This window comes from Blautia sp. MCC283 (assembly GCF_018785565.1).
GTDB lineage: Bacteria > Bacillota > Clostridia > Lachnospirales > Lachnospiraceae > Blautia_A.
Genome location: NZ_WQQB01000008.1, coordinates 172,570 through 198,949, shown reverse-complemented (window position 1 = coordinate 198,949; position 26,380 = coordinate 172,570). Strand labels below are relative to the sequence as shown.

25 protein-coding genes, 1 tRNA gene, 1 rRNA gene and 1 other RNA gene are annotated in these 26,380 nt (G+C 45.3%); 3 read left to right on the top strand and 25 right to left on the bottom strand.

The genetic code is table 11. The features are described from left to right. The 4 genes from GPK81_RS03105 to GPK81_RS03090 all read right to left on the bottom strand — a co-directional run. Nucleotides 1–186 (bottom strand): 16S ribosomal RNA (locus GPK81_RS03105); the annotation flags it as partial. Between the two features lie 521 nt (nt 187–707). Next, nucleotides 708–1,415 carry a CvpA family protein gene (locus GPK81_RS03100; RefSeq protein WP_021977965.1) on the bottom strand — a complete coding sequence of 236 codons (708 nt, stop codon included), beginning with the start codon at nt 1,413–1,415 and terminating at the stop codon, nt 708–710. A 10-nt stretch (nt 1,416–1,425) separates the two neighbouring features. Beyond that, complete coding sequence (locus tag GPK81_RS03095; RefSeq protein WP_118062410.1) at nt 1,426–2,613, bottom strand: DUF5711 family protein; 1,188 nt, start codon at nt 2,611–2,613, stop codon at nt 1,426–1,428. Between the two features lie 101 nt (nt 2,614–2,714). Then, entirely contained in the window at nt 2,715–3,998 is a 1,284-nt protein-coding gene (locus tag GPK81_RS03090) for a LysM peptidoglycan-binding domain-containing protein (RefSeq protein ID WP_021977967.1), read from the bottom strand. A gap of 158 nt (nt 3,999–4,156) precedes the next feature. Between GPK81_RS03090 and yyaC the strand changes: the two genes are divergently transcribed. Then, the gene (gene yyaC, locus GPK81_RS03085; protein WP_021977968.1) at nt 4,157–4,759 is read left to right on the top strand and encodes a spore protease YyaC; all 603 of its coding nucleotides are present in this window, start codon (nt 4,157–4,159) and stop codon (nt 4,757–4,759) included. Between the two features lie 15 nt (nt 4,760–4,774). Here the strand turns inward: yyaC and GPK81_RS03080 are convergent, their stop codons facing one another. From GPK81_RS03080 to GPK81_RS03045, 8 genes are all read right to left on the bottom strand, one after another. Beyond that, on the bottom strand, nt 4,775–5,713 hold the full coding sequence (locus GPK81_RS03080) for a transketolase family protein (RefSeq protein WP_118062387.1): 939 nt from the start codon (nt 5,711–5,713) through the stop codon (nt 4,775–4,777). Continuing rightward, on the bottom strand, nt 5,701–6,549 hold the full coding sequence (locus GPK81_RS03075; protein WP_294420488.1) for a transketolase: 849 nt from the start codon (nt 6,547–6,549) through the stop codon (nt 5,701–5,703). Before GPK81_RS03075 ends, GPK81_RS03080 begins: the two co-directional genes overlap by 13 nt. 58 nt (nt 6,550–6,607) lie before the next feature. Beyond that, entirely contained in the window at nt 6,608–7,261 is a 654-nt protein-coding gene (fsa, locus tag GPK81_RS03070) for a fructose-6-phosphate aldolase (protein WP_015525668.1), read from the bottom strand. A gap of 275 nt (nt 7,262–7,536) precedes the next feature. Next, a complete protein-coding gene (locus tag GPK81_RS03065; protein ID WP_215706506.1) occupies nt 7,537–8,655 on the bottom strand; it encodes a LacI family DNA-binding transcriptional regulator in 1,119 nt (372 codons plus the stop codon). A 48-nt stretch (nt 8,656–8,703) separates the two neighbouring features. Continuing rightward, nucleotides 8,704–9,300, bottom strand: a complete 597-nt coding sequence (gene recR / locus GPK81_RS03060; RefSeq protein ID WP_015525667.1) for a recombination mediator RecR — start codon at nt 9,298–9,300, stop codon at nt 8,704–8,706. After that, nucleotides 9,300–9,656, bottom strand: coding sequence for a YbaB/EbfC family nucleoid-associated protein (locus GPK81_RS03055; RefSeq protein WP_015525666.1), 357 nt, complete (start codon nt 9,654–9,656; stop codon nt 9,300–9,302). Before GPK81_RS03055 ends, recR begins: the two co-directional genes overlap by 1 nt. 31 nt (nt 9,657–9,687) lie before the next feature. Next, nucleotides 9,688–11,310: a DNA polymerase III subunit gamma/tau gene (gene dnaX / locus GPK81_RS03050; RefSeq protein WP_215706505.1), complete on the bottom strand. Its 1,623-nt coding sequence runs from the start codon at nt 11,308–11,310 to the stop codon at nt 9,688–9,690. A 70-nt stretch (nt 11,311–11,380) separates the two neighbouring features. After that, complete coding sequence (locus GPK81_RS03045) at nt 11,381–12,463, bottom strand: 6-phosphofructokinase (RefSeq protein ID WP_021977972.1); 1,083 nt, start codon at nt 12,461–12,463, stop codon at nt 11,381–11,383. Nucleotides 12,464–12,711: 248 nt separating this feature from the next. Between GPK81_RS03045 and ffs the strand changes: the two genes are divergently transcribed. Then, nucleotides 12,712–12,973, top strand: an RNA gene (ffs, locus tag GPK81_RS03040) — signal recognition particle sRNA large type. Between the two features lie 192 nt (nt 12,974–13,165). On the opposite strand, the gene GPK81_RS03035 is transcribed toward ffs, so the two are convergent. The 10 genes from GPK81_RS03035 to ureA all read right to left on the bottom strand — a co-directional run bounded on the left by GPK81_RS03035 (nt 13,166) and on the right by ureA (nt 20,171). After that, the gene (locus tag GPK81_RS03035) at nt 13,166–13,603 is read right to left on the bottom strand and encodes a GatB/YqeY domain-containing protein (RefSeq protein ID WP_021977973.1); all 438 of its coding nucleotides are present in this window, start codon (nt 13,601–13,603) and stop codon (nt 13,166–13,168) included. A gap of 160 nt (nt 13,604–13,763) precedes the next feature. After that, nucleotides 13,764–14,294 carry a tRNA adenosine(34) deaminase TadA gene (tadA, locus tag GPK81_RS03030; RefSeq protein ID WP_021977974.1) on the bottom strand — a complete coding sequence of 177 codons (531 nt, stop codon included), beginning with the start codon at nt 14,292–14,294 and terminating at the stop codon, nt 13,764–13,766. Nucleotides 14,295–14,473: 179 nt separating this feature from the next. Then, on the bottom strand, nt 14,474–15,280 hold the full coding sequence (locus GPK81_RS03025) for an urease accessory protein UreD (RefSeq protein WP_252196582.1): 807 nt from the start codon (nt 15,278–15,280) through the stop codon (nt 14,474–14,476). Next, nucleotides 15,277–15,906: an urease accessory protein UreG gene (ureG, locus tag GPK81_RS03020; RefSeq protein ID WP_021977976.1), complete on the bottom strand. Its 630-nt coding sequence runs from the start codon at nt 15,904–15,906 to the stop codon at nt 15,277–15,279. Before ureG ends, GPK81_RS03025 begins: the two co-directional genes overlap by 4 nt. Before the next feature lie 19 nt (nt 15,907–15,925). Next, nucleotides 15,926–16,639, bottom strand: coding sequence for an urease accessory protein UreF (locus GPK81_RS03015; RefSeq protein WP_118062382.1), 714 nt, complete (start codon nt 16,637–16,639; stop codon nt 15,926–15,928). A 9-nt stretch (nt 16,640–16,648) separates the two neighbouring features. Further along, nucleotides 16,649–17,128 carry an urease accessory protein UreE gene (locus tag GPK81_RS03010; protein WP_021977978.1) on the bottom strand — a complete coding sequence of 160 codons (480 nt, stop codon included), beginning with the start codon at nt 17,126–17,128 and terminating at the stop codon, nt 16,649–16,651. An 18-nt stretch (nt 17,129–17,146) separates the two neighbouring features. Continuing rightward, nucleotides 17,147–17,653: an AmiS/UreI family transporter gene (locus GPK81_RS03005; protein ID WP_118062381.1), complete on the bottom strand. Its 507-nt coding sequence runs from the start codon at nt 17,651–17,653 to the stop codon at nt 17,147–17,149. Between the two features lie 109 nt (nt 17,654–17,762). Beyond that, the gene (gene ureB / locus GPK81_RS03000) at nt 17,763–19,484 is read right to left on the bottom strand and encodes an urease subunit beta (protein ID WP_021977980.1); all 1,722 of its coding nucleotides are present in this window, start codon (nt 19,482–19,484) and stop codon (nt 17,763–17,765) included. A 12-nt stretch (nt 19,485–19,496) separates the two neighbouring features. Further along, nucleotides 19,497–19,856, bottom strand: a complete 360-nt coding sequence (ureB, locus tag GPK81_RS02995; protein ID WP_021977981.1) for an urease subunit beta — start codon at nt 19,854–19,856, stop codon at nt 19,497–19,499. 12 nt (nt 19,857–19,868) lie between these two features. Next, nucleotides 19,869–20,171 carry an urease subunit gamma gene (gene ureA / locus GPK81_RS02990; RefSeq protein ID WP_021977982.1) on the bottom strand — a complete coding sequence of 101 codons (303 nt, stop codon included), beginning with the start codon at nt 20,169–20,171 and terminating at the stop codon, nt 19,869–19,871. Between the two features lie 278 nt (nt 20,172–20,449). Between ureA and GPK81_RS02985 the strand changes: the two genes are divergently transcribed. Further along, a complete protein-coding gene (locus tag GPK81_RS02985; protein ID WP_021977983.1) occupies nt 20,450–21,145 on the top strand; it encodes an anaerobic ribonucleoside-triphosphate reductase activating protein in 696 nt (231 codons plus the stop codon). Between the two features lie 18 nt (nt 21,146–21,163). Here GPK81_RS02985 and GPK81_RS02980 read toward each other — a convergent pair whose 3' ends face one another. The 3 genes from GPK81_RS02980 to GPK81_RS02970 form a co-directional block, all read right to left on the bottom strand. After that, the gene (locus tag GPK81_RS02980; RefSeq protein WP_215706503.1) at nt 21,164–22,276 is read right to left on the bottom strand and encodes a DUF6128 domain-containing protein; all 1,113 of its coding nucleotides are present in this window, start codon (nt 22,274–22,276) and stop codon (nt 21,164–21,166) included. A 178-nt stretch (nt 22,277–22,454) separates the two neighbouring features. Next, nucleotides 22,455–22,528: transfer RNA gene (locus tag GPK81_RS02975), tRNA-Pro, on the bottom strand. A gap of 216 nt (nt 22,529–22,744) precedes the next feature. Continuing rightward, nucleotides 22,745–26,251 carry an Ig-like domain-containing protein gene (locus tag GPK81_RS02970; RefSeq protein ID WP_215706502.1) on the bottom strand — a complete coding sequence of 1,169 codons (3,507 nt, stop codon included), beginning with the start codon at nt 26,249–26,251 and terminating at the stop codon, nt 22,745–22,747. Nucleotides 26,252–26,380: the final 129 nt, after the last annotated feature.

Genomic DNA, 26,380 nt, shown 5'->3' with positions numbered 1-26,380 from the left:
GTATTAGCAGTCATTTCTGACTGTTATCCCCCTGTACAAGGCAGGTTACCCACGCGTTACTCACCCGTCCGCCACTAGAATTAAATTAAATCGACCGAAGTTTCAATAAAGTAATTCCCGTTCGACTTGCATGTGTTAAGCACGCCGCCAGCGTTCATCCTGAGCCAGGATCAAACTCTCTGATAAAATGTTTGATTCGTTTACTCAAGACAACCGTTTGGCTATCTCTCGTTTTTACTGCTTTTGGTTTGTTAAAACCGTTCTTTAAAATGTAAAGAAATTTTCGAGAATCGTATGTGTTTCACTGTTTAGTTATCAAGGTTTGTTTTGTCTGCCTCTCAGACAGCTCGTTTATTTTATCTCATCTCTTTTTGTTTGTCAAGTACTTTTTTCAAGTTTTTTCAAACATTTTTGAGTTAAGATTTTGTTGTCGTTTTGTCGACGACTTGGATACTTTATCATATCTTCTGTCTTTTGTCAACTACTTTTTTATTTTTTCTGAAACATGATTTCTTTATCAGTTTCATAAAAACAATTTGTTCCCAACAACTCTGATAGAATAGCATCTTTTCTTTTCTCTGTCAACATATTTTTTACATAATTTTACATTTTTTTCAAAAAACACGTTTTTGCGTAAAAAACCGCATTCTGCGAACTGAGCAATACCTGAATTTTGGTATCCTTCTGTGTGCAAAATGCGGTTTTATTTAACTTTGATAGAATATTCCTGTAAAAATACGAATAAAGATGTTTTTACCGTAGAGAAAATTCAACACTGTATCTTCCCGGATCAGACCCAGCCCCTTCTGACCGATTTCTGTATTGCACAAAACTGTCAGGACCAGCATTCCTACCCATACGAAAATAATACATTTTCCTCCTCCAATTGCTGCTCCTGCCAGTTTATTTACGCCACATATGACTGGAAGTTTTGTCAGAAGATCCAGGGCATAAGCCAGTACATGTATCAATATGGACGATAATATATACGATACCAGAAAGGACAGACAGTTCACTGCCACATTCGCCAGATAACCGGATATATATTCCGCAAATGTATTTGCCGCCAGCTGCTGATATACAGATGCTGTATTATTCTCAGCAATTCCTTTCTGAAGCAGTTCCGGCAGATTCATACTGCTTATCAGTTCATTCTGTCCTTCCTCATCCATGATTCCTCTTCCATCTACCAGAGAACTTACAAATGATTCACTGGATGTCTGGATTTTTTCATAAACGGCAGTATTTTCACGGATAAACTGATTCACATAAGGATTGATCAGCCATACCATTACAACTGAGATCAGCACAAGGAATGCGGATACCACTTCTTTCACAAAACCTTTTTGGTATCCATCCACCATAGAAAAGGCAAGTAGGACCAGAACAGCCAGTCCAAGCCATGTCCAGCTCATGTCCGCCTCCTTAACTGAATTTTATGGTACTTACTCCCGTATCCAGTACCATAAGATATTTGTTCCATCCGATCTTGAAAAAGTCCCGGATCGTGCCATCCACGCTTCCCATATATTTCTGCACCCCTCGACTGTTCATCACACAGATCTGAGAGCTGTTATACATAACAATATTACCGCCGCTCATTTTTATGGTAGTATATGGAACATTGAAATTTTTACGGAACTTCAGCTGACCACTCATGTTATAAACTTCCATTGTATACAGGTCGTCCTTATTGTTATTTTTAAATACCAGACCAATTCTGTCTTCATCGAAAAATGTGCTTACAATCTCCTGCTTCACATTGACAGTCTTGCTTTCTTTCGGGATCTGATTTCCCTGATAAGTAGAAAATCCGTCATCACGCAGAGCAATATACTGGCTCTCATTAATACATTCCACCTGTGGAATCACAACATTTTCGTAAGTATAGCCACTTACGATCCGGTCATCTTCATTCTGCCCTACATCTCCGTAATTATAAAAGGCCACATAACTGGTTGTTTTGCTTCCATCAACATACTGGAATGTAACCATCATTACACCATTATCCGATACCGCCACATCCAGCGGATATCCCGGATCATCAATCTTGGTAAGGTTTTCCGCTACCAGACTTCCATCCGGATTATAAAAATTAATCCAGGTATTCTCATCATTATCAAGAATCGCCGCAACCATTCCATTCGCCGCTATTCGTACCTTCACGATAGAATAAGAAGTAGTAACTGTTCCGGTAACACCTTTTTTGTCACAGATATACAGAGATGTTCCTTCACTGTCAGCGACTACTGCTCTGCTTCCATTTACATCTGCAATTGGATTCTGCATGGTATAAGTCTCGTTCCATACCGTGTTCATACTGGCATCTACCACCGAAACTCCATCCGGGCTGTATCTTAAAATATCCCCGTCCATTTCCACATACTGTGTAGAAACAACATCTTCCTGCTCACTTGTATTCAATACTTTATAGCTATGATAACTTCTCTTTTCCACAAAAACAAAAGCCAGGCAGACAGCCGCAGCAACTGCCGCAACCACGATCACCTTTTTTCCGCCTCGGGAAATTTTCCGACGATGAGAACTCTTCTTTCCGTGATGAGTCCCTTCCTGTACAGCCTGTTCCTGTGCCAGTTTGGCTTTTTGTTTCATAAGCTTTTTACGCTTTTGTTTTTTTTGTATTTTTTTTATGATATTCACGATTGTATTCCTTGCCTTATCTGTTTATTTTCCAGTTATTATAGCACAGCTTATCAGGGTAAAACAATCACCTGCCCCGGATAAATGATCTCATTGGCTGAAATTCCATTCAGTGCACAGATCTGTTCCATAGCCTCCACCGTCCCATAGCGGTTCAGGCTTATCTGATACAAAGTATCTCCCGGACGTATTACATATGTCTTCTGCACATTTTCGGCAGTTGCAGAAGTTTCTTCTGTTGATTTTTTTTCTGTTGAATCTGCCAGCGCATTCTTTTCTTCAGAGCTTTCCTTTTTTTTCTGTTTTTTTGCCTGTTCTGTATCTGCTGATCCGGGTGGAATTTCTGTTACTGTTGTTTCCACAACATTATTTTCCGGACTGTCCGTTTCTTTCTTTTTAGGATCTGCGGCCGGGGTTACTGTGATTCTCTCCCTGCTTTCTGCTTTCACAGAAGGCGTCGGGGTTTGAGTCTCCCGGGCAGCTGTTCCTTCCGTTATCACCGGCGTTATCTGCACCACCGAAGCGGAAGTCGCACGATAATCTTCCGGAACTCCTTTTTTCCCCTGCTGATTCCGGTAAAGATTCACACCAGCTACCAGAACTGCCAGCGCCAGACACACTGTGGCCGCATAAGAAAAAACGGAAGTTTTCTCCTCCCGCTCCTCTGGTTTCTTGCTGTCTATGATCTTTCTAAAATTCCTGACAGCCTTGTCCTCTACTTTTTCAGATGCCTTCCCGCCTTCTCTCTGGCTTCGTTCGATCATATATGTCTGCATCTGAGAATTTTTCTCATAATAAATATAATATCCGGTCAGTTTTGCCATTGTGCCGCCATCATAACGGAAAAATGCATCTTCCCGTTCTCCCGGATCCATCAGCATCAAAATCTTTTCTCCCCCAAAATGTCTGAGATGTACTTTCACCAGGAGTTCTGTGACCTCTATTGCTATCTGCGGCTGTGCAAAAAACCATCCCACAATTTCCTGTTCCTGGAAGTATTGTTCCTTGTCATCCTGAATCTTCTGCCAGATTTTTTCCGAAAAATCAATATGTTCCGCCGTTGCCTCCATCCCATCTGCCGCCAGGGCACCCTTTACATAAATGCAGGTCATATCTGTCGTCCATTGGATTTCACCGGTAAGCACTGCCACATTCCCCTGGCTTTCTGTCTCTCCATCCTCTGCAAGACTGCAGAGAAATGTGTATACATAATCTTCTATATAGATCCTGTAATCTCCGTTTGCCAGCCCGATCTGTCTTACGTTCCTCGGCATGGAAAACGGTTCCTGTACTGTTCCCTGATCTTCCTTGTCCTCCTTATAAATGACCTCTATCATCTCATATCACCCCTTCAGCCCCAAGCATAACACAGTAAAAATGCGGATTTTAGCAGAATGTAAGAGCCTATCCACAGAATTTAACGACAGATTACGCACCATGCATATTTTTCCTTTTTTCAGGATATGATAGAGGGAAAAAAGAATCGAGGTTCCCCATGGCTTTTTACATTGATGCCGGAAAAAACGGTTCATCCGGAGAGATTGCTTATCTTCTGAAAAAATGTATTCTTCACTGTCCCAAAAGATGGACTGAAATCGTATTTTTATGTATCGGCAGTGATCGTGTTACCGGAGATTGTTTAGGCCCATATATCGGACACCTGCTTACGCCTCATGAAACCGGTCATATTTTTGTCTACGGTACACTTTCCAGCCCGGTTCATGCCTTAAACCTGGAAAAAATCTCATCACTTATCAAAAAATTTCATCCCCATGCTCTTGTGATCGCCATAGATGCTTCTCTTGGACAAAAAAAGCACCTGGGCTATGTGACCATTGGAAATGGTGCACTTTACCCAGGTGCTGGTGTTCAGAAGAATCTGCCTCCTGTAGGTGACATCCATATCACCGGCATTGTAAATACTGCCGGACTCATGGAGCATCTTACCTTGCAGACTACACGGCTCTCTACCGTGGTCGCTCTGGCAGATGTGATTGCCGGAGGAATCCTGAAGATCCTCCCTGCAGAAGCAGACTTATCTGCATCAGATCCACACAGCGAACATTCGCATTCCGCTCTGCTGCATGCTCATGCATAAAATCATTCCATAATTTTATGCAAAGTCTTTGATCTGTGTGTAGATACCCTCAGCATCAAGACCATATTTATGGAGAAGTTCCACAGCCGGACCGGATTCACCGAATACATCATGAATTCCGATACGTTTTACCGGTACCGGTGCCTTCTCAGCCAGGCACTCGCATACAGCTCCGCCAAGGCCTCCGATAATGGAATGCTCCTCAACTGTTACAACTTTGCCTGTTTCTTTGGCAGCTGCAACAACAAGCTCCTCATCCAGAGGTTTGATGGTATGGATGTTGATCACCTTTGCATCGATTCCGTCCGCTGCAAGCTTCTCAGCTGCCTCAAGAGCCGGCGCAACACAAAGTCCGTTTGCGATGATGGTAAGGTCTTTTCCCTCGCGGAGAACGATACCTTTGCCAAGTTCAAATTTATAATCCGGTCTGTCATTGATAACCGGAACAGCAAGACGTCCGAATCTCATGTATACCGGTCCCTGATGCTCGTAAGCAGCAGCAACCATAGCTTTTGCTTCGATATCATCAGAAGGACTTGCAACGACCATGCCCGGAATCACTCTCATCAGGGCAAAATCCTCCAGGCACTGATGTGTGGCGCCATCTTCACCTACAGAAATACCGCCGTGAGTTGCTCCGATCTTTACATTCAGCTTCGGATATCCGATGGAGTTACGAACCTGCTCATAAGCACGTCCTGCTGCAAACATTGCAAAAGTACTTGCAAAGGGAACCTTACCTGTGGAAGCGATTCCTGCTGCAATACCCATCATGTTGCACTCTGCGATACCGCAGTCAATGTGACGCTCCGGGAATTCTTTTTTAAACATACCTGTCTGTGTAGCTGCAGCAAGGTCAGCGTCAAGAACGATAAGATCCTCGTGTTTTTTTCCTAATTCTATGAGGGCACTGCCGTAGCTTGCTCTCGTTGCGATTTTCTTTACTTCTGACATAATGCTTCACCTACCTTCTCCAGATCTTCCATTGCCTGTGCATACTGCTCATCATTCGGAGCTTTTCCGTGCCAGCCTACTGCGTTCTCCATGTAGGAAACGCCTTTACCTTTTACTGTTTTCATGATGATAGCTGTCGGCATACCCTTTGTAGCTCTTGCCTCATCAAAAGCAGCCTTCAGCTGATCCATATCGTTGCCGTCCGCAACATTGATCACATGGAAATTGAAAGCTTCAAATTTCTTGTCGATCGGATACGGGGAGCATACATCTGCAATGTCACCATCGATCTGAAGTCCATTGTTATCTACGATCACAACCAGGTTGTCCAGTTTACGGAAGCCTGCGAACATAGCTGCCTCCCACACCTGGCCTTCCTCGATCTCACCATCACCCAGCAATGTATATACTCGATAGTCATCATTACTGAGTTTGGCAGAAAGAGCCATACCTGCTGCAGCGGAGATTCCCTGTCCAAGAGAACCACTGGACATATCAACACCCGGGATATGTTTCATATCCGGATGTCCCTGAAGATAGGAGCCCAGATGACGAAGTGTTTTCAGATCCTCTTTTGGAAAGTATCCTCTCTCTGCAAGTACAGAGTAAAGTCCCGGTGCTGTATGTCCTTTGGAAAGAACGAAACGGTCACGGTCTGCCTTCTTCGGATCCTTCGGGTCGATGTTCATCTCTTCAAAATATAAGTAGGTGAACACATCTGCTGCAGAAAGGGATCCGCCCGGATGGCCGGCCTTTGCTGCATGGACTGCTGTTACGATATCCTTGCGGACTTCGTTGGCAACTTTCTGAAGTTCTAACTTATCCATGTTATTAATGTCTCCTTTTTTAGTGCCCTGTTGTTCACAGGGAGTTTGTATATAAAAGAGGTTTCAATTACTCACCGAATACTGCCTTGTAATCAGCCTGGAATTTGGCAATACCTGCATCGGTCAGCGGATGATGTGTCATCTGCTCGATTACTTTGAATGGTACAGTAGCGATATCTGCACCTGCAAGTGCACATGCAGTTACGTGCATTGGATGACGAACGCTTGCCGCGATGATCTCTGTCGGGATATCTGCAACTGCAAACATCTCAGCGATCTGCTGGATCAGCTCAACACCATCTGTGGAGATGTCGTCCAGTCTTCCAAGGAACGGAGATACATATGTAGCACCTGCTCTTGCTGCAAGAAGTGCCTGGTTAGCGGAAAAGATCAGAGTAACATTTGTCTTGATTCCCTCAGAAGAAAGAACTTTAACTGCTTTCAGTCCTTCTGTTGTCATAGGAATTTTAACAACCATATTTGGATGGATCGCTGCGATCTCACGTCCCTCACGGATCATTCCCTCAGCATCTGTTGTAGTAGCTTTTACCTCGCCGCTGATCGGTCCGTCAACGATGGTTGTGATCTCTTTGATCACTTCGTTGAAGTCTCTTCCTTCTTTGGCGATCAGGGACGGATTTGTGGTAACACCACAGATAACTCCCATGTCATTTGCTTCTCTGATATCCTCTACTTTAGCTGTGTCGATAAAAAATTTCATTGTTTTTTCCTCCTGTTTACGTTCGTTCTTTTTCTTGATGATTCCATTATAACAAACTCATTGCGGGGGTCAAGACACCTGTTTTTTATTAATAAACATTTTATTAATAAAATATTGTTTTATTAATAGTGTCTGTCAATTTTTTCACCCAAAACAGCTTATCTCCATTTTTATCCGATTCGAATATCGCCGTAATTATCGTGGCTATCAAGATTTTTATTCGAATGTATCATGGAAACTCTCTCTATATATTATTATTAATAATTTATGCGCCATTATTTATTTTTCTGTTCATCAGGCTGGTTTCTGTCCAGTCTTGCATACCCCGTTGTCCGGCGCGTGATCAGTTTCGGGGTATATTCGATATTATACAGGCTGGCAGGTCTTTCATCCAGGTAAAATTTATCATTCGTGTCGATCTTGCGGATAATGATGTCACAGGCATCTCTTCCTTTCAGCGCAACAAAATGATCAATGGTCGTCAGTGAGATCCTGCGGATGCTGGAATAAAAAATATTATCACATCCGATGACTGAAACATCCTTCGGTACATGGAGGCGCATCTCATGCAGTGCATCAATGGCGCCTATGGCCATCATGTCATTCTGGCCTGCGATAGCCGTGAATTTTCTGCCCTCATGGAGGAGCTCCATAGTCAGCTCGTAGCCCATGGCATACTCGGAATCCATCCGCGGGATCTTTCTGTCATTGGACTCATCTGCCGCCTTGATGATCACGTGGTCTTTTTTTCCCTCTTTTTCAAACTCGCGGACAAAGCCCTCCACACGCTTGGAACGCTGCCACTGCCGTCTGGTAAGTGGCGGCGTGATAAATGCCACATCCGTGTGCCCCAGATCAAGAAGATGTCTGGCCATCAACCTTCCTACCACTGTGTTGTCCTGATTGATAGCATCTACCGTGGTTGTTTTTTCCTTGTTGCTGATGATGACCAGCGGTGTTTCTTTTGCGATCTTTTCTACCTGATGCTGGAAATCCGGATGAGGATTGCAGGTATAGATGATCCCTGCCGGCCGCATGTTCTGCATCATACGGAGATATTTTTCTTCCAGCCCCGCATCGCGCTGGGTGTTGCAGATAAATACCCCGTATCCCTGCTCATTGGCCACAGCCTCGATCCCCTGAAGCAGCAGTACATAATAGGGACTGGTGAGTGTGGGGCAGAAAACAACGATCAGCTTTTCTTTTCTGTCATCTTTATGTTTCCGGCGTCCCGGAAGCTCATAGCCAAGTTCTCTGGCCGCCTGTTCCACCCGTTCTACGGTTTCTCTTGAAAAAGAAACATTATATTTCCGGTTCAGCACCATGGATACTGTTGCCTGGGAAACTCCTGCGCGTGCTGCCACATCCGATGAGGTTGCTTTCTTTTTTGCCACCAGTCTCACCTCCTTTGTTGCCTGGGAAAAATTTTTTACCTGATCCGATTAAAGTTCTACCCTTCCCTCCAGGGCGCGTAGAAGTGTCACTTCATCAATATACTCCAGGTCACCGCCAACCGGAACTCCGCTGGCAATACGGCTTACTTTGATTCCGGTGGGCTTGATCAGTTTGCTGATGTACATGGCTGTAGTTTCGCCCTCAAGGCTGGAATTGGTCGCCACAATGACTTCTTTTACATCTCCCTGAAGACGCTTCATCAGCTCCTTCAGCTTGATGTCATCCGGTCCAATCCCAAGCATTGGAGAGATCGCGCCGTGAAGTACATGGTAAACCCCGTCAAACTTGCCTGTTTTCTCATATGCTGCCAGATCCCTGGTATTCTCAACGACCATGATGGTGCTGTGATCCCGTTTGGGATTGGCACAGATCGGGCAGAGTTCCTGATCTGTCAGCGTGTAACAGCATTTACAGTACTGAACATTCTGCCTTGCATCGGTGATGGAAGCGGTCAGCTGCTCAACCTGGTCTTTTGGCATATTCATGATATGAAACGCAAGACGCTGGGCAGATTTTGCTCCAATTCCCGGAAGATGGGAAAGCTGCTCAATGAGTTTATTGATATGGCTGCTGTAATATTCCATCAGAAAGGAAGGCCTCCGCCAAGACCGCCAAGGCCTCCTGTCAGTTTGGACATCACTGCTGCTGACTCAGACTCAACCTGACGGAGTGCCTCATTTGTTGCTGCTGCGATCATGTCCTCAAGCATCTCGATATCATCCGGATCTACTGCTTCCTCGGAAAGTGTGACTTTTGTTATTTCTCGTTTACCGGAAACGGTAACGGAAACAGCTCCGCCGCCTACGGTTGCTGTGAACTCTTTTTCCTCAAGAGCCTTCTGATTCTCTTCCATCTGACGCTGCATTTTCTGCGCCTGTTTCATAAGATTGTTCATATTCCCCGGCATACCCATGCCAGGGAATCCACCTCTTTTTGCCATAATATTTTCCTCCTGCTTTTATTTTACGGATTTATGACTCATCATCCGGGTCTTCTTCCACTACGATATCCATGTGGATGTTCTCCCGGAGTGCATCGTCTACTGTGATCTGCGCGAGATTGGTGTGCTGATGTTTGTTGGCTATCAGCATATGTATCTCCACGCTCTTGCCTGTCCGGGCCGCAATAATGTCCTTAAGTTCTTTCTGCGCCTCCGGATTGTCTACATAATTCATTCCCAGGAAATCCTGGAATTCCACATAAAGGATGGGATCTCCTGTTTCCCCGTTATACTTGGGGACCGCCCGCTGCAGGGACTGTTTGAAAAGCCCTGTCGTCTGCCCCACAATGGCGCGCCATCCTGCCACGATCTTCTGAAGATCTTCAGGTGCTGCTTTCTGCGGCTTGGGCTGCTGTACCGGCGATGCGCCTGACGCTGCCGCACTTGGATCCACGGTTGCACCGGCATCACCTTCCCGGACGATCACCTGCTGTACCGGCCGTTCTTCCATCTGTTTTTCCAGAACACGGAGCCGGTCAAGAACTGAGTCCAGATTGGTCTCCATGGCCGGTCTGCAAAGCTTGATCAGCGCGATCTCCACCAAAACACGTTTCTGGCTTGCAAAACGGATCTGATTGGACAGATCGGAAAAAATACGGATATACCGCATCAGGGTTTCCACATCTGTCATCTCGCTTTCTTCCTTCAGAAGCTTCAGATTCTCGGAAGAAACATCAATTGCCTCCTCCGGATTCTCGGAAGTCTTCACAAGGAGAAGATTTCGCATATACCAGGTAAAATCTGATACAAACTGTCCCAGTTCCCGGCCGCCTGTGATCAGGTCTTCCAGCACATGGATGGAACCGGTCACATCACCGGAAAGCACTTTCCGAAGGAGCTTGCTGAATACCTCTGTATCCACAGCTCCCAGAACGTCCAGGACTTTATCATAGGTAAGCACCTGTCCCAGATAAAAAGAAATACACTGATCCAGAAGACTTAATGCATCTCGCATGGATCCGTCGCCTTTTTTTGCCACATAGCGCACCGCTTTTTCCTCAGCTTCCACGCCTTCTGCTGCCAGAAGCTCGGAAAGTCTGGCTGCTATGGTATCAATGGAGATCCGGTGGAAGTCATAACGCTGACATCTGGACAGGATGGTGATCGGTATCTTATGGGCCTCTGTAGTCGCCAGGATAAAAATAACGTAGGAAGGCGGCTCTTCCAGTGTTTTCAGAAGAGCATTGAATGCTCCTGTTGAGAGCATATGCACCTCATCGATGATGTAAACCTTGTATTTACCCTCAGTTGGGCGGTAGGCAACTTCCTCGCGGATCTCACGGATGTTGTCAACACCGTTGTTGGATGCCGCATCGATCTCGATCACATTCATGGCAGTTCCTGCCTGAATGGCCTTGCACATGGCACACTCGTTGCAGGGACTGCCGTTTACAGGATGTTCGCAGTTTACTGCCTTCGCCAGGATCTTTGCAACCGTAGTCTTTCCGGTACCTCTCGTTCCGCAGAACAGGTATGCGTGTCCGATACGGTTCGCCTTGATCTGGTTGGTCAGTGTTGTCACAATATGATCCTGTCCTTTCACATCGTCAAAATTATCGGGACGAAATTTACGGTAAAGAGCAGTATAACTCATAAAACTCTCCTTCTCTTCGCCACAGTCGCCGCGGAAAGACTTCCGCGGCGGCCAGATGACTTATGATTCATTAATCGCCAAAACTGATTCCAATCTGTTTGGCTGCTTTTACAAGCTGATCTTTCGGGGATACCATCTTCAGCTTGCCTGCACATTCAGCAAGAGGAACACGTTTGATTTTGCCGTTGATAACACCGATCATAACGCCATATTCCTCATCCATGATCGCCTGTGCTGCGCCTGCACCGATCCTTGTGGAAAGAACGCGGTCATATGCACATGGCTCTCCGCCTCGCTGCATATGACCCGGAACTGTGATACGTACTTCACTTCCGGTTACCTGCTGGATCTGGTCTGCGATCTCATAGGATACAGACGGATATTTCTTTGCTCTTTCCGCAAGCTTTTCTTTGTATTTTTTCTTCGGAAGCTCTGCATCTTCTTTTGAGATAGCTCCCTCAGCTACTGCAAGAATGGTAAAACGCTTGCCTGCCTTGTTACGCTTCTGGATGGCTTCTACAACCTTATTGATATCGTATGGGATCTCCGGGATCAGGATCACATCTGCTCCGCCTGCAACACCGGCATTCAGTGTAAGGCTTCCGACCTTATGTCCCATGATCTCAACAATAAATACACGTCCATGAGATGCAGCTGTTGTATGGATGCAGTCAATGGCATTTGTTGCGATCTCCAGAGCGCTCTGGAAGCCAAAGGTCATATCTGTACCCCAGATATCATTATCAATGGTCTTCGGAAGATGGATGATATTCAGGCCTTCCTCGCGGAGAAGATTGGCGGTTTTCTGCGTTCCGTTTCCGCCGAGGATTACAAGACAGTCAAGACAGAGCTTATAGTAAGTCTGTTTCATGGCCTCAACCTTGTCCAGTCCCTTCTCATCCGGAACCCGCATCAGTTTGAATGGCTGTCTGGATGTTCCGAGAATAGTTCCGCCCTGAGTCAGGATTCCGGAAAAGTCCCTGGCTGTAAGCATACGGTATTTCCCGTAGATCAGTCCCTTATATCCGTCATCAAATCCATAAACCTCAAGGTTCTCAACGCTGTTGCTCAGACCCTTTACAACGCCTCTCATGGTTGCGTTCAATGCCTGACAGTCACCGCCACTTGTCAGCAGGCCGATTCTTTTAATCATAGCGTCCTCCATTCTGTGCCCTCTTATGTGCACATTTTATTTGTTGCTGTCCATTACAGGAATCCGGCATTCTGACGGATCTTTTCCTGCAAAACAGCTCCATTGTTTTCTCTTTTCACAGAGTTTTACACATTATAATATTATAAAGCATTTTCCGGCTGTATACAACATGAAATGCTCCTTTTTCATCCGGCAGAAAATTTTTCGTGCATCTTGACAAATCCGTCATAAGAGTCTATAATTAAATTCCGCGCAGCCGGGGAGATAGCGGTGCCCTGTACCTGCAATCCGCTACAGCAGGGGTGATGCCAATCTGAGGCTTGTATCTTGTGGAGCAGCCCTTTATAAGTGGCGTTGACGTCTGGGTCTTACGCAACAGGAATCTGTGAACCGTGTCAGGGCAGGAATGCAGCAGCACTAAGCAGAAGCTCTTGTGTGCCGTGAGGGTGCCTGGGCTGAGTTAACTGTAAAGGTAACGTCTGTGAGACCATTCCGAGGTGCGGCGCGCGTAAAAAAAGATTATAATATATATGATCTCTATATAAACAGCATTCCCGCCGGATTCGTCATTTATGACTGATCCGGCGGGATTTTTTTATCGGGCATACAAACAAAAAGCGCCCTCAGCTTCCACTTGCTTTATCTGCAAAAAAACGCCGGGGATCTGGACAGAATACCCCGGCATTTTCCTGCATACGTATATTATTTACAATATCCGGCAACTACCTGGTTGATCAGTTTACCATCGGCTTTGCCCTTCAGATCTCCCATAACCGCTTTCATGATCTGACCTTTATTTCCGGTTGCAAGAACATCTGCAAATTTCTCCTCGATATAGGCCTTGATCTCTGCCTCATCCATCTGCTTCGGAGCATATTTTGCAATGATATCATATCTTGCCTGATACTCTTCTTTCAGATCTGTGCGATCTGCCGGGCAGGTGTCGATCTGCTCTTTGGCTGTTTTCAGCTCTTTCAGGATCACTCTGTCTACCAGATCTCCTTTGATATCATCACGGCATCCCTCATCAATGGCAACTTTTTTTACTGCTGCGATCAGTGAGGAAACGGCCTCCTTGGTCACTTTGTCTTTGGCTTTCATTGCTGCTACCATGTCTTTTCTTAAAACTTCAAGTTCCATTTTGTGGTCCTCCATTTTCTGCTGTTCCATTCTGAACAGCTTTCGTTTTGTCTGAATGAAATCCTTTTCTCCGGAATTTCATTTATGATTTTATTTTGATATTTCCGCGTAATTCTGTCAAGAGAAAATATATCAGAACTTTTGACAGACTCCTATTCTGTTACGTATCTTCTTCCTGTACCTGCTGCCCGGCAAGGCGCTCTGCTTCCTGTTTTTTCAGCATTTTCGCCTGTTTTTTCTTTTCCCGCAATTCCTTAAAAAATGTGGAAAGCATTTCGGAGCATTCCTCTTCCAGCACTCCTTGTGTAATTTTCACCTGATGATTAAAGCCATCGATCTGAAGGAGATTCATCACGGAACCTGCACAACCCGCTTTGGGATTCATACAGCCAATCACCACTTCGTCAATTCTGGACTGTACCAGTGCACCTGAACACATCTGGCATGGTTCCAGAGTTACATACATGGTGCAGCCCTCAAGTCGCCAGTCTCCCAGTTTCCTGCTGGCTTTTCGGATAGCATTGAGTTCTGCATGGGATAATGTATTTTTGTCTGTATTGCGGCGGTTGTAGCCTCTGGCTATGATCTTTCCTTCGTATACGATCACACAGCCGATCGGGACTTCTTCCAGGGCACGTGCTTTTTTCGCCTGGCGGATCGCCTCTTTCATAAAACGTTCCTGATCTGTCACGTTTTTATTCCTCCTGTAACTTTATATCCCGGAAATCCTCCGGCGTTCTTTCTGTTTGATTATAGCCATCCACGTATGATGTGTCAATTTACGGTAAATCCGATGCACGCTTACTCTTGATAATATTAAAAAAACGCCACAGAAATTTCTCAAAACATACTCATTTCTGCAGCGTTTTCTTATCTGTTATTATTATTTACTTCTTCAAAAATCGCTTTTATTTCTTCGGCTGTTTCCTGCAGTTTCTGTGCCCGATGTCCCAAAATACGGACAGCAAGATCTCCCTGTACCAGCTGCGTTACACCGCCTTCGCATTCTTTTTCACTTTCCAGAACTTCCCATATCTTTTCCTTCATGTCCATGACCGGGCCGCTTAGAAAAATATTGGCCATGTGGGTATACCCTTCATACATTCCAATCCCTTCCATGTCCATTTTATCGGGCTCATAACGGGTATTATCCCGGTATATCAGCTGCCCGCCCCGTCTGATATTTACCCTGGAGGCAAATTTCCGATACTGAAACCGTTCATCGGATGCTTTTCTTCCGCAGGAAATGATCTCCAGCAGAAACAACCCGGAGCTTTTATCAGCCAGATCAAATTCCATCGTACTTTCAAAAGCCGACTGTGCATAGGGGATCACCGGCTGCGGATAATAGTAAAAAACTGCATTCTTTTCCACTTGTGCCTTCACGTGGCGAACAGCTTTCCCTTCCTTCATTTTGTGGACTTTATCAAAAGACTGTGACAGAAACTCCAGATTGGTTCCTTCTGTCACAGAGAAATCAAATTCCTGCCTGTCTCCTTCCATGATCCCGGCTGATGCACACAAAGGCATCACGGAAATTCCCCCATCTTTCTTTGGAAAAGGATTCATAATCTTGTAAGGCGCTGTAAAAGCCACGTCTTCCAGAATCGTTTTTCCTTTTCTGATACCGGTTCGAAGGGACAGTCTGGACAGTTTCCCAAATTTATTTTCCGTCAAAGGTTGTTCCGCCTTTCCTGCAGATCTTCCAGAAGCACATTCTTTTTGATCCATTCTACAATAGTATCCACATGTTCATCCCCTCGGATATTTGTAAAAACAAAGGGTCTTTCCCCTCGCATTTTTCTGGAATCCCGTTCCATAACTTCCAGACTCGCACCTACATACGGTGCAAGATCGATCTTATTGATCACCAGCAGATCTGACCTTGTGATGCCAGGACCGCCTTTTCGCGGGATCTTATCTCCCTCAGCCACATCAATAACAAAAACAGTTGCATCTACAAGCTCCGGGCTGAATGTTGCGGAAAGATTATCTCCACCACTTTCAATAAAAAGGATCTGGATATCCGGAAAACGCTCCATCATCTCATCCACAGCTTCAAGGTTCATAGAAGCATCCTCGCGGATAGCGGTATGCGGGCATCCACCGGTCTCCACACCAATGATCCTCTCTACCGGAAGCACACTGTTTTTTGCAAGGAACTGTGCATCTTCCTTGGTATAAATATCATTTGTGATAACACCAATGCTGTAATCACCTGCCATCTTTCTTGATAGAGCTTCGATCAGCGCTGTTTTTCCGGAACCTACCGGTCCGGCGACACCAATTTTTACATATGACATAAAAATTACTCCTCTCTGTTTACGACATATAAAGTCTGGAATAAAGCTTCTCATGCTGGATTCCCCGGATATCAAATCCCGGCGCCGACAGACAAAGGTCATCCTCCGTACAGTCCGAAATATAGGACAGTATTTCCTCAAACTCCCCATAACATCCACAAAGAAGTTTCTGTCCCGCACTCTGGCTCAGCGGAATGGTTTTTACACAGTTTGTCACCATTGCAGAGGTCTGGGCATAGAGATAATGATAAAGTGTTTCCTCCTCTTCGATCCCGAGAGCTGCGCAGAAAACTCCATAAGCACAGCAGTGACTCACCGGTTTTCCTTTCCGCGTTTCCAGATATTTTTCAAAAATACCTCGTTTTTCCATAGGAATATTTTCCTGAGGCAGTTTACAGATTGTCTTTGTAAAACGGGAACCCATTTTTCTGGACGCTTCTCTCTGTTCCATTGGAATCCTGGATGCCCCCAGGATCTCCTCCAGCATATCCAGTGCCGCCACATCTTCTTTCAATGCATATTCGTAAGCCAGACGTACACCAAGAAGATCGGTGCAGGCCAGGTTCAGTTTCAGTTTTTTACCGATATATTCTGCCGCTGTTTCTTCATCATGTACAATCCCCTGCTGGATATACGTTTCCAGCCCCTGCGAATGGGAATAACCTCCTATGGGAAAAAGAGCGTCGTTTACCTGCAGCAAAAAAAAACGGCGGATTTCTTTTATTTTATCCATATTCCCTCCTCAGTGATGATGATTATGGATGGATGCTGAGATCCTGCGGTCAAAATCCAGTTTCAGAGTCTTTTTCTCAGCTCTCACCCCGTGGAGTTTTTCCAGCATGACCATCATCGGCTCGTTGTAGATGGTAATAAATGTATTTTCCTGATCTCCCCAGAAAAGCGGTGCATGGCGGTTTCCGATCTCATAGCAGACTTTTGCCACATATTTTTCGTGTCCTGGCTCCAGAGATACCTCGATCACTTCACAGGGTGGTGTATTTACCGCGATCACCAGTTTTTCATCTGCGTAGATCACATCGTCCTGAAAAAGTCCTCTTGTGAGTACAGAATCATCCAGGCGGATCCCTACTTCCCGACCACTGTCTGTGGTTTTTCTGTGGATCTTTTTGAATGCTTCATGCCACTCAATATCCACATATTCCACCGTTTTTCCAGTAAGATCAAAATCCTTTAATTTTCCCAGAATTTTTTCACAAAGCATAAATTTTCTCCTCTATTCTTACCATACTCCAAGGAGCAGCATCACTCCTGGCACCCAGGCTGTGATTACGCCTTCGATCACCTGGAGCACCGGAACAAATTTTCCCAGTTTTTTGCCCATGATGTCTTCCACAAAGGCAGTTCCCCAGAGGATTGCCCAGAGATACCAGATTCCCGCCCAGCGGATATCCGGTGTGATCCCCAGCGTTTTACTTCCCAGAAATCCCTCAATGGTTCCAAATACCACCGCATTAATGGCTACAAATGTTGAAAACCACGCGAATGGTATCGGACTCAGTTTTAAGATCCTGGAAAAAGCTACAAACAGGTAGGTAAAGCAGAACAGAAGTCCTGTTCCTGCAGCATAATAATTTCCCTGTACCAGGTTTACAAAATTGATAAACAGTGACAGTCCACCGGTAAAGATATTCATAACTGCCGTGGATTTTCCGTCTACGTTATATAAGGTACACATTCCGTTATTGATCAGAACGATTCCTACGAATAAAAGGCATACTCCTAACATCTGTTTTTCCTCCTTATGGTAAAGTCAGTCCGCCCGAAAGGCAGTCCCGAAGCATTCTTATAAACACCACGGGACTGCTTCCCGGACAAAAGATCATTGCTGTGTCGTTTTAGAACAGATTGTAGAGCTGTGTAAGCGGAAGTTTTTCCGCAGGTTTGGATGTAATGGCTTCTCCATCTACCGTTACCTCATAAGTTTCCGGATCTACCGTGATCTTTGGTGTACGGTTATTGAACACCATATCCTTTTTGGCAATATTTCTGCATCCCTTTACAGGAACCACAGTTTTTTCCAGACCATAAATATCTTTAATTCCGGCATCATATGCAGCCTGGGAAACAAAGGTAAGGCAGGCTTCATTTTTTGCTTTTCCATGAGCTGCGAACATCGGCTGATACATTACCGGCTGGGTAGTCGGGATGGATGCGTTGGCATCGCCCATCTTGGAAGCGATGATCATTCCGCCTTTGATGATGATATCCGGTTTTGCACCAAAAAATGCCGGATTCCACAGAACAAGATCTGCGAATTTTCCTTTTTCAACAGAACCTACATAATCTGCGATTCCATGTGTGATCGCCGGATTGATAGTATATTTTGCAATGTAACGTTTCACACGGAAGTTGTCATTTCCTTTTCCCTCATCTTCCGGAAGAGCCCCGCGCTCATCTTTCATTTTGCTGGCTGTCTGCCAGGTACGTGTGATGACTTCTCCTACACGTCCCATAGCCTGAGAGTCTGAACTCATCATGCTGAAAATTCCCATGTCATGAAGAACATCCTCTGCCGCGATGGTCTCAGGGCGGATTCGGGAATCTGCAAATGCCACATCTTCCGGGATCTTTTTGTCCAGGTGATGGCAGACCATCAGCATGTCCAGATGCTCATCCAGGGTATTTACCGTATATGGCATGGTTGGGTTTGTGGAGGATGGCAGAACATTTCCTGCCGCTGCAGCGCGGATGATATCCGGTGCATGTCCACCGCCGGCTCCTTCTGTATGATAAGTATGGATCGTTCTTCCGCCGATTGCTGCAAGAGTATCCTCCACACAACCACCCTCATTTAAAGTATCTGTATGGATCGCAACCTGCACGTCATATTCATCCGCAACATTGAGACAATGATCGATAACTGCAGGTGTTGCACCCCAGTCCTCATGGATCTTCAGTCCCATGGCGCCAGCTTTTACCTGTTCGATCAGCGGAGCCTCATCCGAGCAGTTTCCTTTTCCGAGGAATCCAAGGTTCATCGGATATTCTTCTGCTGCTTTCAGCATCATCCGGAGATTCCACGGTCCGGGTGTACAGGTAGTCGCATTTGTTCCGTCTGCAGGGCCTGTTCCTCCTCCGATCATGGTTGTAACACCACTGTACAGTGCACAGTCGATCTGCTGCGGACTGATAAAGTGGATATGGGTATCAATACCACCTGCTGTGACGATCATTCCTTCTCCTGCCAGCGCCTCTGTGGATGCACCAACGGTCATTCCAGGTGTCACCCCGTCCATGATATCCGGGTTTCCTGCTTTTCCGATCCCTGCGATCTTTCCGTCTTTGATTCCGATATCTGCCTTGATGATCCCAGTGGTATCCACGATCAGGGCGTTGGTGATCACCAGATCCAGATCTCCATCACGGCTGCATGTTTTTACTGACTGGCCCATTCCGTCACGGATGGTTTTACCGCCGCCGAATTTTACCTCATCGCCATATGTGGTGTAATCTTTTTCGACTTCCACTACAAGGCTGGTATCCGCAAGTCTTACCTTGTCACCAGTTGTAGGGCCGTACATCATTGCATATTTTTCACCGGAAATTTTTACGCTCATTTGTGTCCCTCCTTATAAGAATCCCTTTAATGCTGCCTTTTCCATGGAAACCTTCCTGGTGTCCTCTGCTGCTCTTGCTCTTGTCAGGTCGTTCAGACCAAATACGCGTTTTCTGCCGCCCATCTCGGTCAGCTGCACTTCTTTTTCTTCTCCTGGCTCAAAACGTACAGAAGTACCGGATGGAATATCCAGATGATATCCATATGCAGCCTCACGGTCAAAAGAGAGGCATTTGTTTACTTCAAAAAAATGGAAATGAGAGCCTACCTGTACAGGACGATCGCCTTTGTTTGCAACCAGGATCTTTGTGGTTTTTTTCCCTTCATTAAGTACGATTTCTCTGTCTGCGGGGATAATTTCGCCAACCTTCATGTCAATTCCTCCTTACTGAATCGGATTGTGTACAGTCACAAGCTTTGTTCCATCAGGAAATGTTGCCTCGACCTGCACTTCACCAAGCATGTCTGCTACGCCTTCCATCACATCATCTTTTGTAAGAATCGTGGTTCCAAGCTGCATCAGCTCTACAACAGTTTTGCCATCACGGGCCAGTTCCAGAAGTTCAGAACTGATATACGCCAGTGCTTCCACATAATTCAGTTTCAGTCCGCGTTCCTTCCTCTCCTTCGCCAGATTTCCGGCCATATGGAGCATGAGTTTTTCCTGTTCCTTCGGGGTAAGTCTCATTGTTTCTTCCTCCTTTTTCGCCTGTTAGTCTTTACTAATTTAGTCCAATAAAAAACGCAGGCAATGGAGTTTTTACGGACTCCATCGTCTGCGTTAATGAATGAATTATATCTGCTTTTTTCCGGAAAGTCAAGCAACAACATTTTTTTACACATCACATATATCAAAAGAACATGCTGTTTATCGCCTGAACAGTGACAACATCCCACTTGCGGCATACTCCGTACTGGGGTATTCTTATAATAGAATATTTCTGTAAAAATGAAAGGATTTTACACATGAAGATCTGTGGATTTAATAAAACAACTTTACTGGATTATCCCGGGCGGGTGGCCTGCACCATATTCCTGGGCGGCTGCAATTTCCGATGCCCTTTCTGTCAGAACGGAGCTCTTGTAGTGGAGCCGGACACACAGTACGGATATTCCGAGGATGAAATTTTGGCTTTTTTAAAAAAACGCAAAGGAATTCTGGATGGTGTCTGTGTTTCCGGAGGAGAACCGACTCTTGCACCGGAGCTCCCTGAATTTCTTGGCCGGATCAGGGAGCTTGGCTATGACATAAAGCTTGACACCAACGGTTCCCGTCCTTCTGTGGTAAAAAAGCTCGCAGCAGATGGGCTGATCAACAAAGTTGCCATGGATATCAAGGCCTGCCCTTCCAATTATCATGTACTTACCGGTGTAAATGTTAATCTGGATGCGATCCGTGAAACTGCCGGATGGCTATGTTCCGGAGATCTGGATTATGAGTTCCGTACTACAGTTGTCCGTGAACTTCACTCGGAAAATGATTTTCTGGAGATCAGCCAGTGGCTCCGTGGTGCAAAAGCTTATTATCTTCAGGCTTACCGTGATTCGGAGGGAGTTCTGATGCCAGGATTTTCTTCCTGCTCCGAAGAAGAAATGAAAAACTACCGGGATATCCTGTCTCGGACGATCCCGGTAGTGGAAATCCGTGGTATGGATCTGTAAAGATGCTCAATTTTCCACTCAGATATTAATAAAGCAGTACCAGTATCCACCTTTTCCGCCCGGAATGTGGATCTTCGGACTTTCCCGAAAATATGGAAAGCCAAACATGTTTGCCATGAAGCGTTCCTGCTGGCTGTAACTGCCGGGGACTCCCAGTATGTACTGACCCCGGTGATTTCTGCACAGCAGAAGATGGCCAAAATTCTGATATCCGTACATGACAAAACGGTTGTTACAGAAACAGCCGTTTTTTCTGCATAAGGTACTGCAGTCGGATGGTTTGATCTTACGGCAGTCTGTAAACTGTCCGTCATTGAATGGATCATAGGGGATGCCTGGAGTTGGCCGGGGCGGCCTCGGTGGTTCCGGTGGTCTTGGGCCCGGTCCTGGCGATGGGGAACCTGGACGCGGTGATTCCGGTGGTCTCGATCCCGGTTCTGGATGCGCCTGCCCCGGGTGCGGGCGTCCCGCTTCTGATATTTTCGGTTCATCCTCTGCCAAAATAGCTCTGTTCTCCTGCAGCCCTTTCTTTGTCTCCTGGTTCATCGTGCTCACGGAAATCCCCTCAACTTCTTCCTGAACTTCCTCCACCGTCATGATCTTGTCTGCTGCATTCTGTTTTTCCTGCACTTCTGCAGAAAAACCAGCTTTTTGATCTTCTTCTGCTTCTGCAGTTTCTCCCCGTTGTCCTTCTCCTTTCTCCGTTTTCTTTTCCTTATGAGCATCTGTTTCTTCTTTTTTCCACTCCCGGAAATTCTCCGGCCGGATGGATTGATCATCCCACTCCGTTCCCCAGAATCCTCCTGCATCCGAGATCAGCAGCATACCTCCAAGCTCCCGGAGATTTTTTCCCATACCTCCAATATTCTCCGTATCTGTTTCCAGCATACACTCAATCTGCTCCCGCCCGGTCACACAACTTCCGATCAGGATTCCATCCATCAGTCCTTCCCGCCGCACAAATCCGTACACCCGGCACCGGCTCCCCGGTTCCAGTCCTGCACAGCGCAGATGAACCTCGATCCGGCACTCCTGACCTCTGGCCTCCACCCTCACATAGCCACTGCTGCCGTCCTTTTTCCCTTTCCGATACTCGTACACATACGCAACAAAACGCTGATATCCAGCCAACACACGTCCCTCCAGTATTTCGGTTTCGTTAATATATATGAAAATTCCGTGGAATCATTCCATTAACAGCAAAACCTTCAGACCAGCCATGCACAGAAGATTCTCTGGAAGATAACGTTCTGTATTTCTTTATATGCAAAAAAAGAATCCCTCAGCCAAGGGATTCTCAAAGCTTTAGTCGAAGCGACAGGATTTGAACCTGCGACCTCTGCGTCCCGAACGCAGCGCTCTACCAAACTGAGCCACGCTTCGTTATTTTGTTTTCAGTTGTTTGTGTGTTGCTCAACTGCAAGAGCTATTATATTAGAGTTTCTGTCCTTTGTCAATAGAAAAAATTAAAATTTTTCAAAAAAATCGAATTTTTTATTTTTTACCACTTCAGGACTGTATTTTCGCAGACCTGAAGTGGTTTCTGGAAAGGTTTTTTATATTTCGGTTATAATATTTCAGATGGAATATCAGCGGATATTACTTTACTGTAACTGTCACTTTCTTTGTAACTCCGTTACTGCTTACATAGATAACAGCTTTTCCTTTTTTCACACCTTTGACAACACCCTTGCTGCTTACCGTTGCAATTTTTGTATTGCTGCTTCTGTAAGTGATCTTTGCCTTTGAAGTAGCTGTCGCCTTGATGGTTGTTGTTTTCTTTGTCTTTACAGTTACCGCAGTTTTAGACGTGATCTTCAGGCTGCCTTTTTTAACAGTGATCTTGCAGGTTGCTTTGTAACTTCCACATTTTACTGTGATCGTAGCTGTTCCGGCTTTTTTCGCTGTTATCTTTCCGCTTGTACTTACTGTGGCAACGGATTTACTGCTGCTTCCATAAGTTACTTTTCCGGTAAGCCCTGTTCTGTCCACCTTAACCTGACTTGTCCCGCCTACAAATAAAGTGTTTACGGATGCCGTAGCTTTTACAGTTGGTTTTTTAACGGTAATTTTGCAGGTTGCTTTATAATTACCACATTTTGCTGTAATTACAGCAGTTCCTGCTGACGCAGCAGTTACTTTTCCTTTTGCGTCTACAGAAGCAACGGAAGATTTACTGCTTGTATAAGTTACTTTTCCGGTAACACCTGCTGTTGTTGTTTTCAGTGTAACAGTAGCCGGAGTTCCTTTTACATAAAGTGTTTTTGCTGAAACATTCAGTTTCACGGATGGAGTTTTTACCGTAAGTTTGTACTGTGCAGTCTTTCCTGCTGCAGATGTTGCCATGATCACGGCTGTTCCCGCTGCCTTTGCAGTTACTTTTCCGTTTGCGTCCACAGATGCAACTTTTTCATTGTTGGAAGAATATGTTACATCTTTGCAGTTCTCACCTGTAGCTTCAAGCTGTCTGGAACTTCCAATGTAAAGAATTCCCGACTTTTCTTTAAAGGCAATTGTTCCATACACCAGCTGGACAGAAACATCCGCATAATCATCACTGGAAACTTTTACTGTATAAGTTTCATTTTCCGGTCTCGCTACAGTGGAATCCAGAGCAACCACTCCATCTGTAGTTACTGCATCCTGTACAAGATATGTTGTCTCTGAAGCATGTCCGACACCTGTTGTATAGAAAACAGATACCTTCGGATTTTTGTATTTATCAAGATTTGCAAGCTTAACATGGGTGCTGTCCGTAAATTCCGGAGAAACAGCCATCTCTTCTGTTGCCTGCGGTTTAACATAAATACCATCTGCAAATTCATATACATACGCGCCGTCTGCCATAATGTACGTGATCTTGTTTACGGTTTTTCCCTCAAGACCTGTATCTTTTGCAAAGGCAACCTTATACACCTTCAGCCACATCTCGTTCATATGACGCATGCCATATTTTCCGCCGTCTGTTGTTTCCAGGATCATTCCCTGAATCCCGGAGTTAACTGCAAAATCGGAATCACTCTTTGTATTGCGGAGATATTTTGTGCTGGTTTCTTTTACATCAATCTCATAATCTCCCCAGCGAGAAGATGTTTTGAGTGTTGCCTCCGCATCTGTCACAGTTGCTTTTACATTAAATTTTGTAGCACTATATGTTCCATCTGTATTCAGTGTTTTATACTGCCCAGGCTCTACCGTCGGAGTACGTCCCAGGGTGATCCCTGCTGCTTCTGTATATACTCCGCTTTCCGGAAGTTCTCCCGCTTCTGAAAGGATCTGCGCCTCTATGTATGTTTTTGCATCTGTGGCTACATTAACCTTTTTTACTCCTGCGATCTCATAGCCATTTTCTGTCAGATTCTGAACATCTGCATTTCCGAAAGCAGTGCTTTTTCTGGTTGTGGCAGATGTAACGGAATCATATTTGCGGCTCGTTGCATCTCCTGCATAAAATTCCTCGTATGACAGAGATGCCGTACCGTAAAGTGTTCCTGTCAGTGCCTGATGTCCATTTGCCACCTTATAATAAATATCTGTTCCCGGAATCTGTGTATATCCATCCACCGCTCCCTTTACCCAGTAATAGGAAACATTGGAAACCGTGATCGGCTGGCCTGTCAGTGTGATATTTTTTTTCATATCCACATAATTATCGCTAGAGATCATAACCGTATAGATCTCATCCCCGGCCCTGGATACACTGCTGTCAAAGGTTACCACCCCGTTCTCTGCCACTGCATGATCTACAACATATGTTGTCTTTTTACCATGACCACTTCCTGTTGTGTAGTATACGGAAACCTTAGGATTTTCATATTTGTCAAGTCCGTCCACTTTAATCTGGGTTGTACTCTCTTTTACAAAAGCCGCCTGTACTTTCATTCCCTCTTCAGGCTGTTTTTTTACAAGAGGTGCTTTATCTCCAAACTCATATACGTAGGAACCATCCGGAGTAATATAAGTCACTTTTGAAATTTTTTCCCCGATAAGCCCGGACTCTGCTGAAAATGCAAGTTCATAAGGCTGTACCCAGATTTCATAGGTATGACGAAGTCCTACTTTTTTCCCACTTGCAGTCTCAAGGATGACTCCCAGTGTATTTCCACCCACTGCAAAATCATCTTGTCTGGAATTACGGAGATATTTTGTGCTGGATTCTTTTACTACCAGCATGTAATCCCCCCAGATCGACGGTGCCTGGATCTGGGCAGATGCATCTGTGACTGTTGCTTTTACATCGAATTTTGTTGCACTGTATGTTCCGTCTGTATTCAGTGTTTTATACTGTCCTGTTTCCTGTGACGGCGCTTCATTCAATGTAATATCTGCTGCCTCTGTATAGACACCCTCTCTCGGAAGCTTGGAAGCAGCTTTCAGCGCCTGTGCATCTACATAGGTTTCCGCGTCCACTGCAACACTTACATTCTTCACACCTTGGATCTGATATCCGGAAGAGGTCACCTCTGTGCTGTCCTCATTAACAAAAATCTGATTTTTACTCGTTGTTGCCGAAGTGATAGCGTCATAGCTCTCCTGAGTGGTATCCCCGGCATAAAATTCCGAATAACTTAAAGTTGTCGTTCCGTACAGTTTTCCGTTCAGAGCGGTCTGTCCATCTGCCACTTTTACATAAACGCCTGTTGTTCCTATCTGTGTATATCCATCTGCCGGCTGCATGGACCAGAGATATTTCACTCCTGCAACAGTGATCTCAGAAGCATCCTGAAGAACCTCGCCTGCTTCTGCCATAAATGCTTCTCCATCACCGAATACCTCTTCTGTATCCTCCTGGATCTGCGGTTCCTCTTCCTGTTGAATCTCTTCTGCTGAAATTTCTGCTACTTCTTCCTGAATACCTTCTGCATCACTTTCTTCCGGCTCTTCCGACTGAATATCAGCTTCACCAACTTCCAACTGGTCCTGGGAAACCGACTCCTGATCCTCGTTCTCTCCTTCTTCCTGTGCTGTCTCTCCTTGTGTTTCTCCTGACACATCACTAAAAACTTCCGCCTCAGACGCCATTGCCGTTACCGGCACTCCTGACGCGATTACCGCTGAACTCAGAACGAGTGCAGCTGACTTCTTAAAAAGCTTCCACTTATGCATACCTGTCCTCCTCTTTGTCTTTTATATTACACGACTTTATACCAGATCATGACCTTACAGCTGCTCTGGTTAATTGAAATTTCTTCTGCAGAATATTCAACATATGTCATTTTCTGCAGAAGTGCTCTG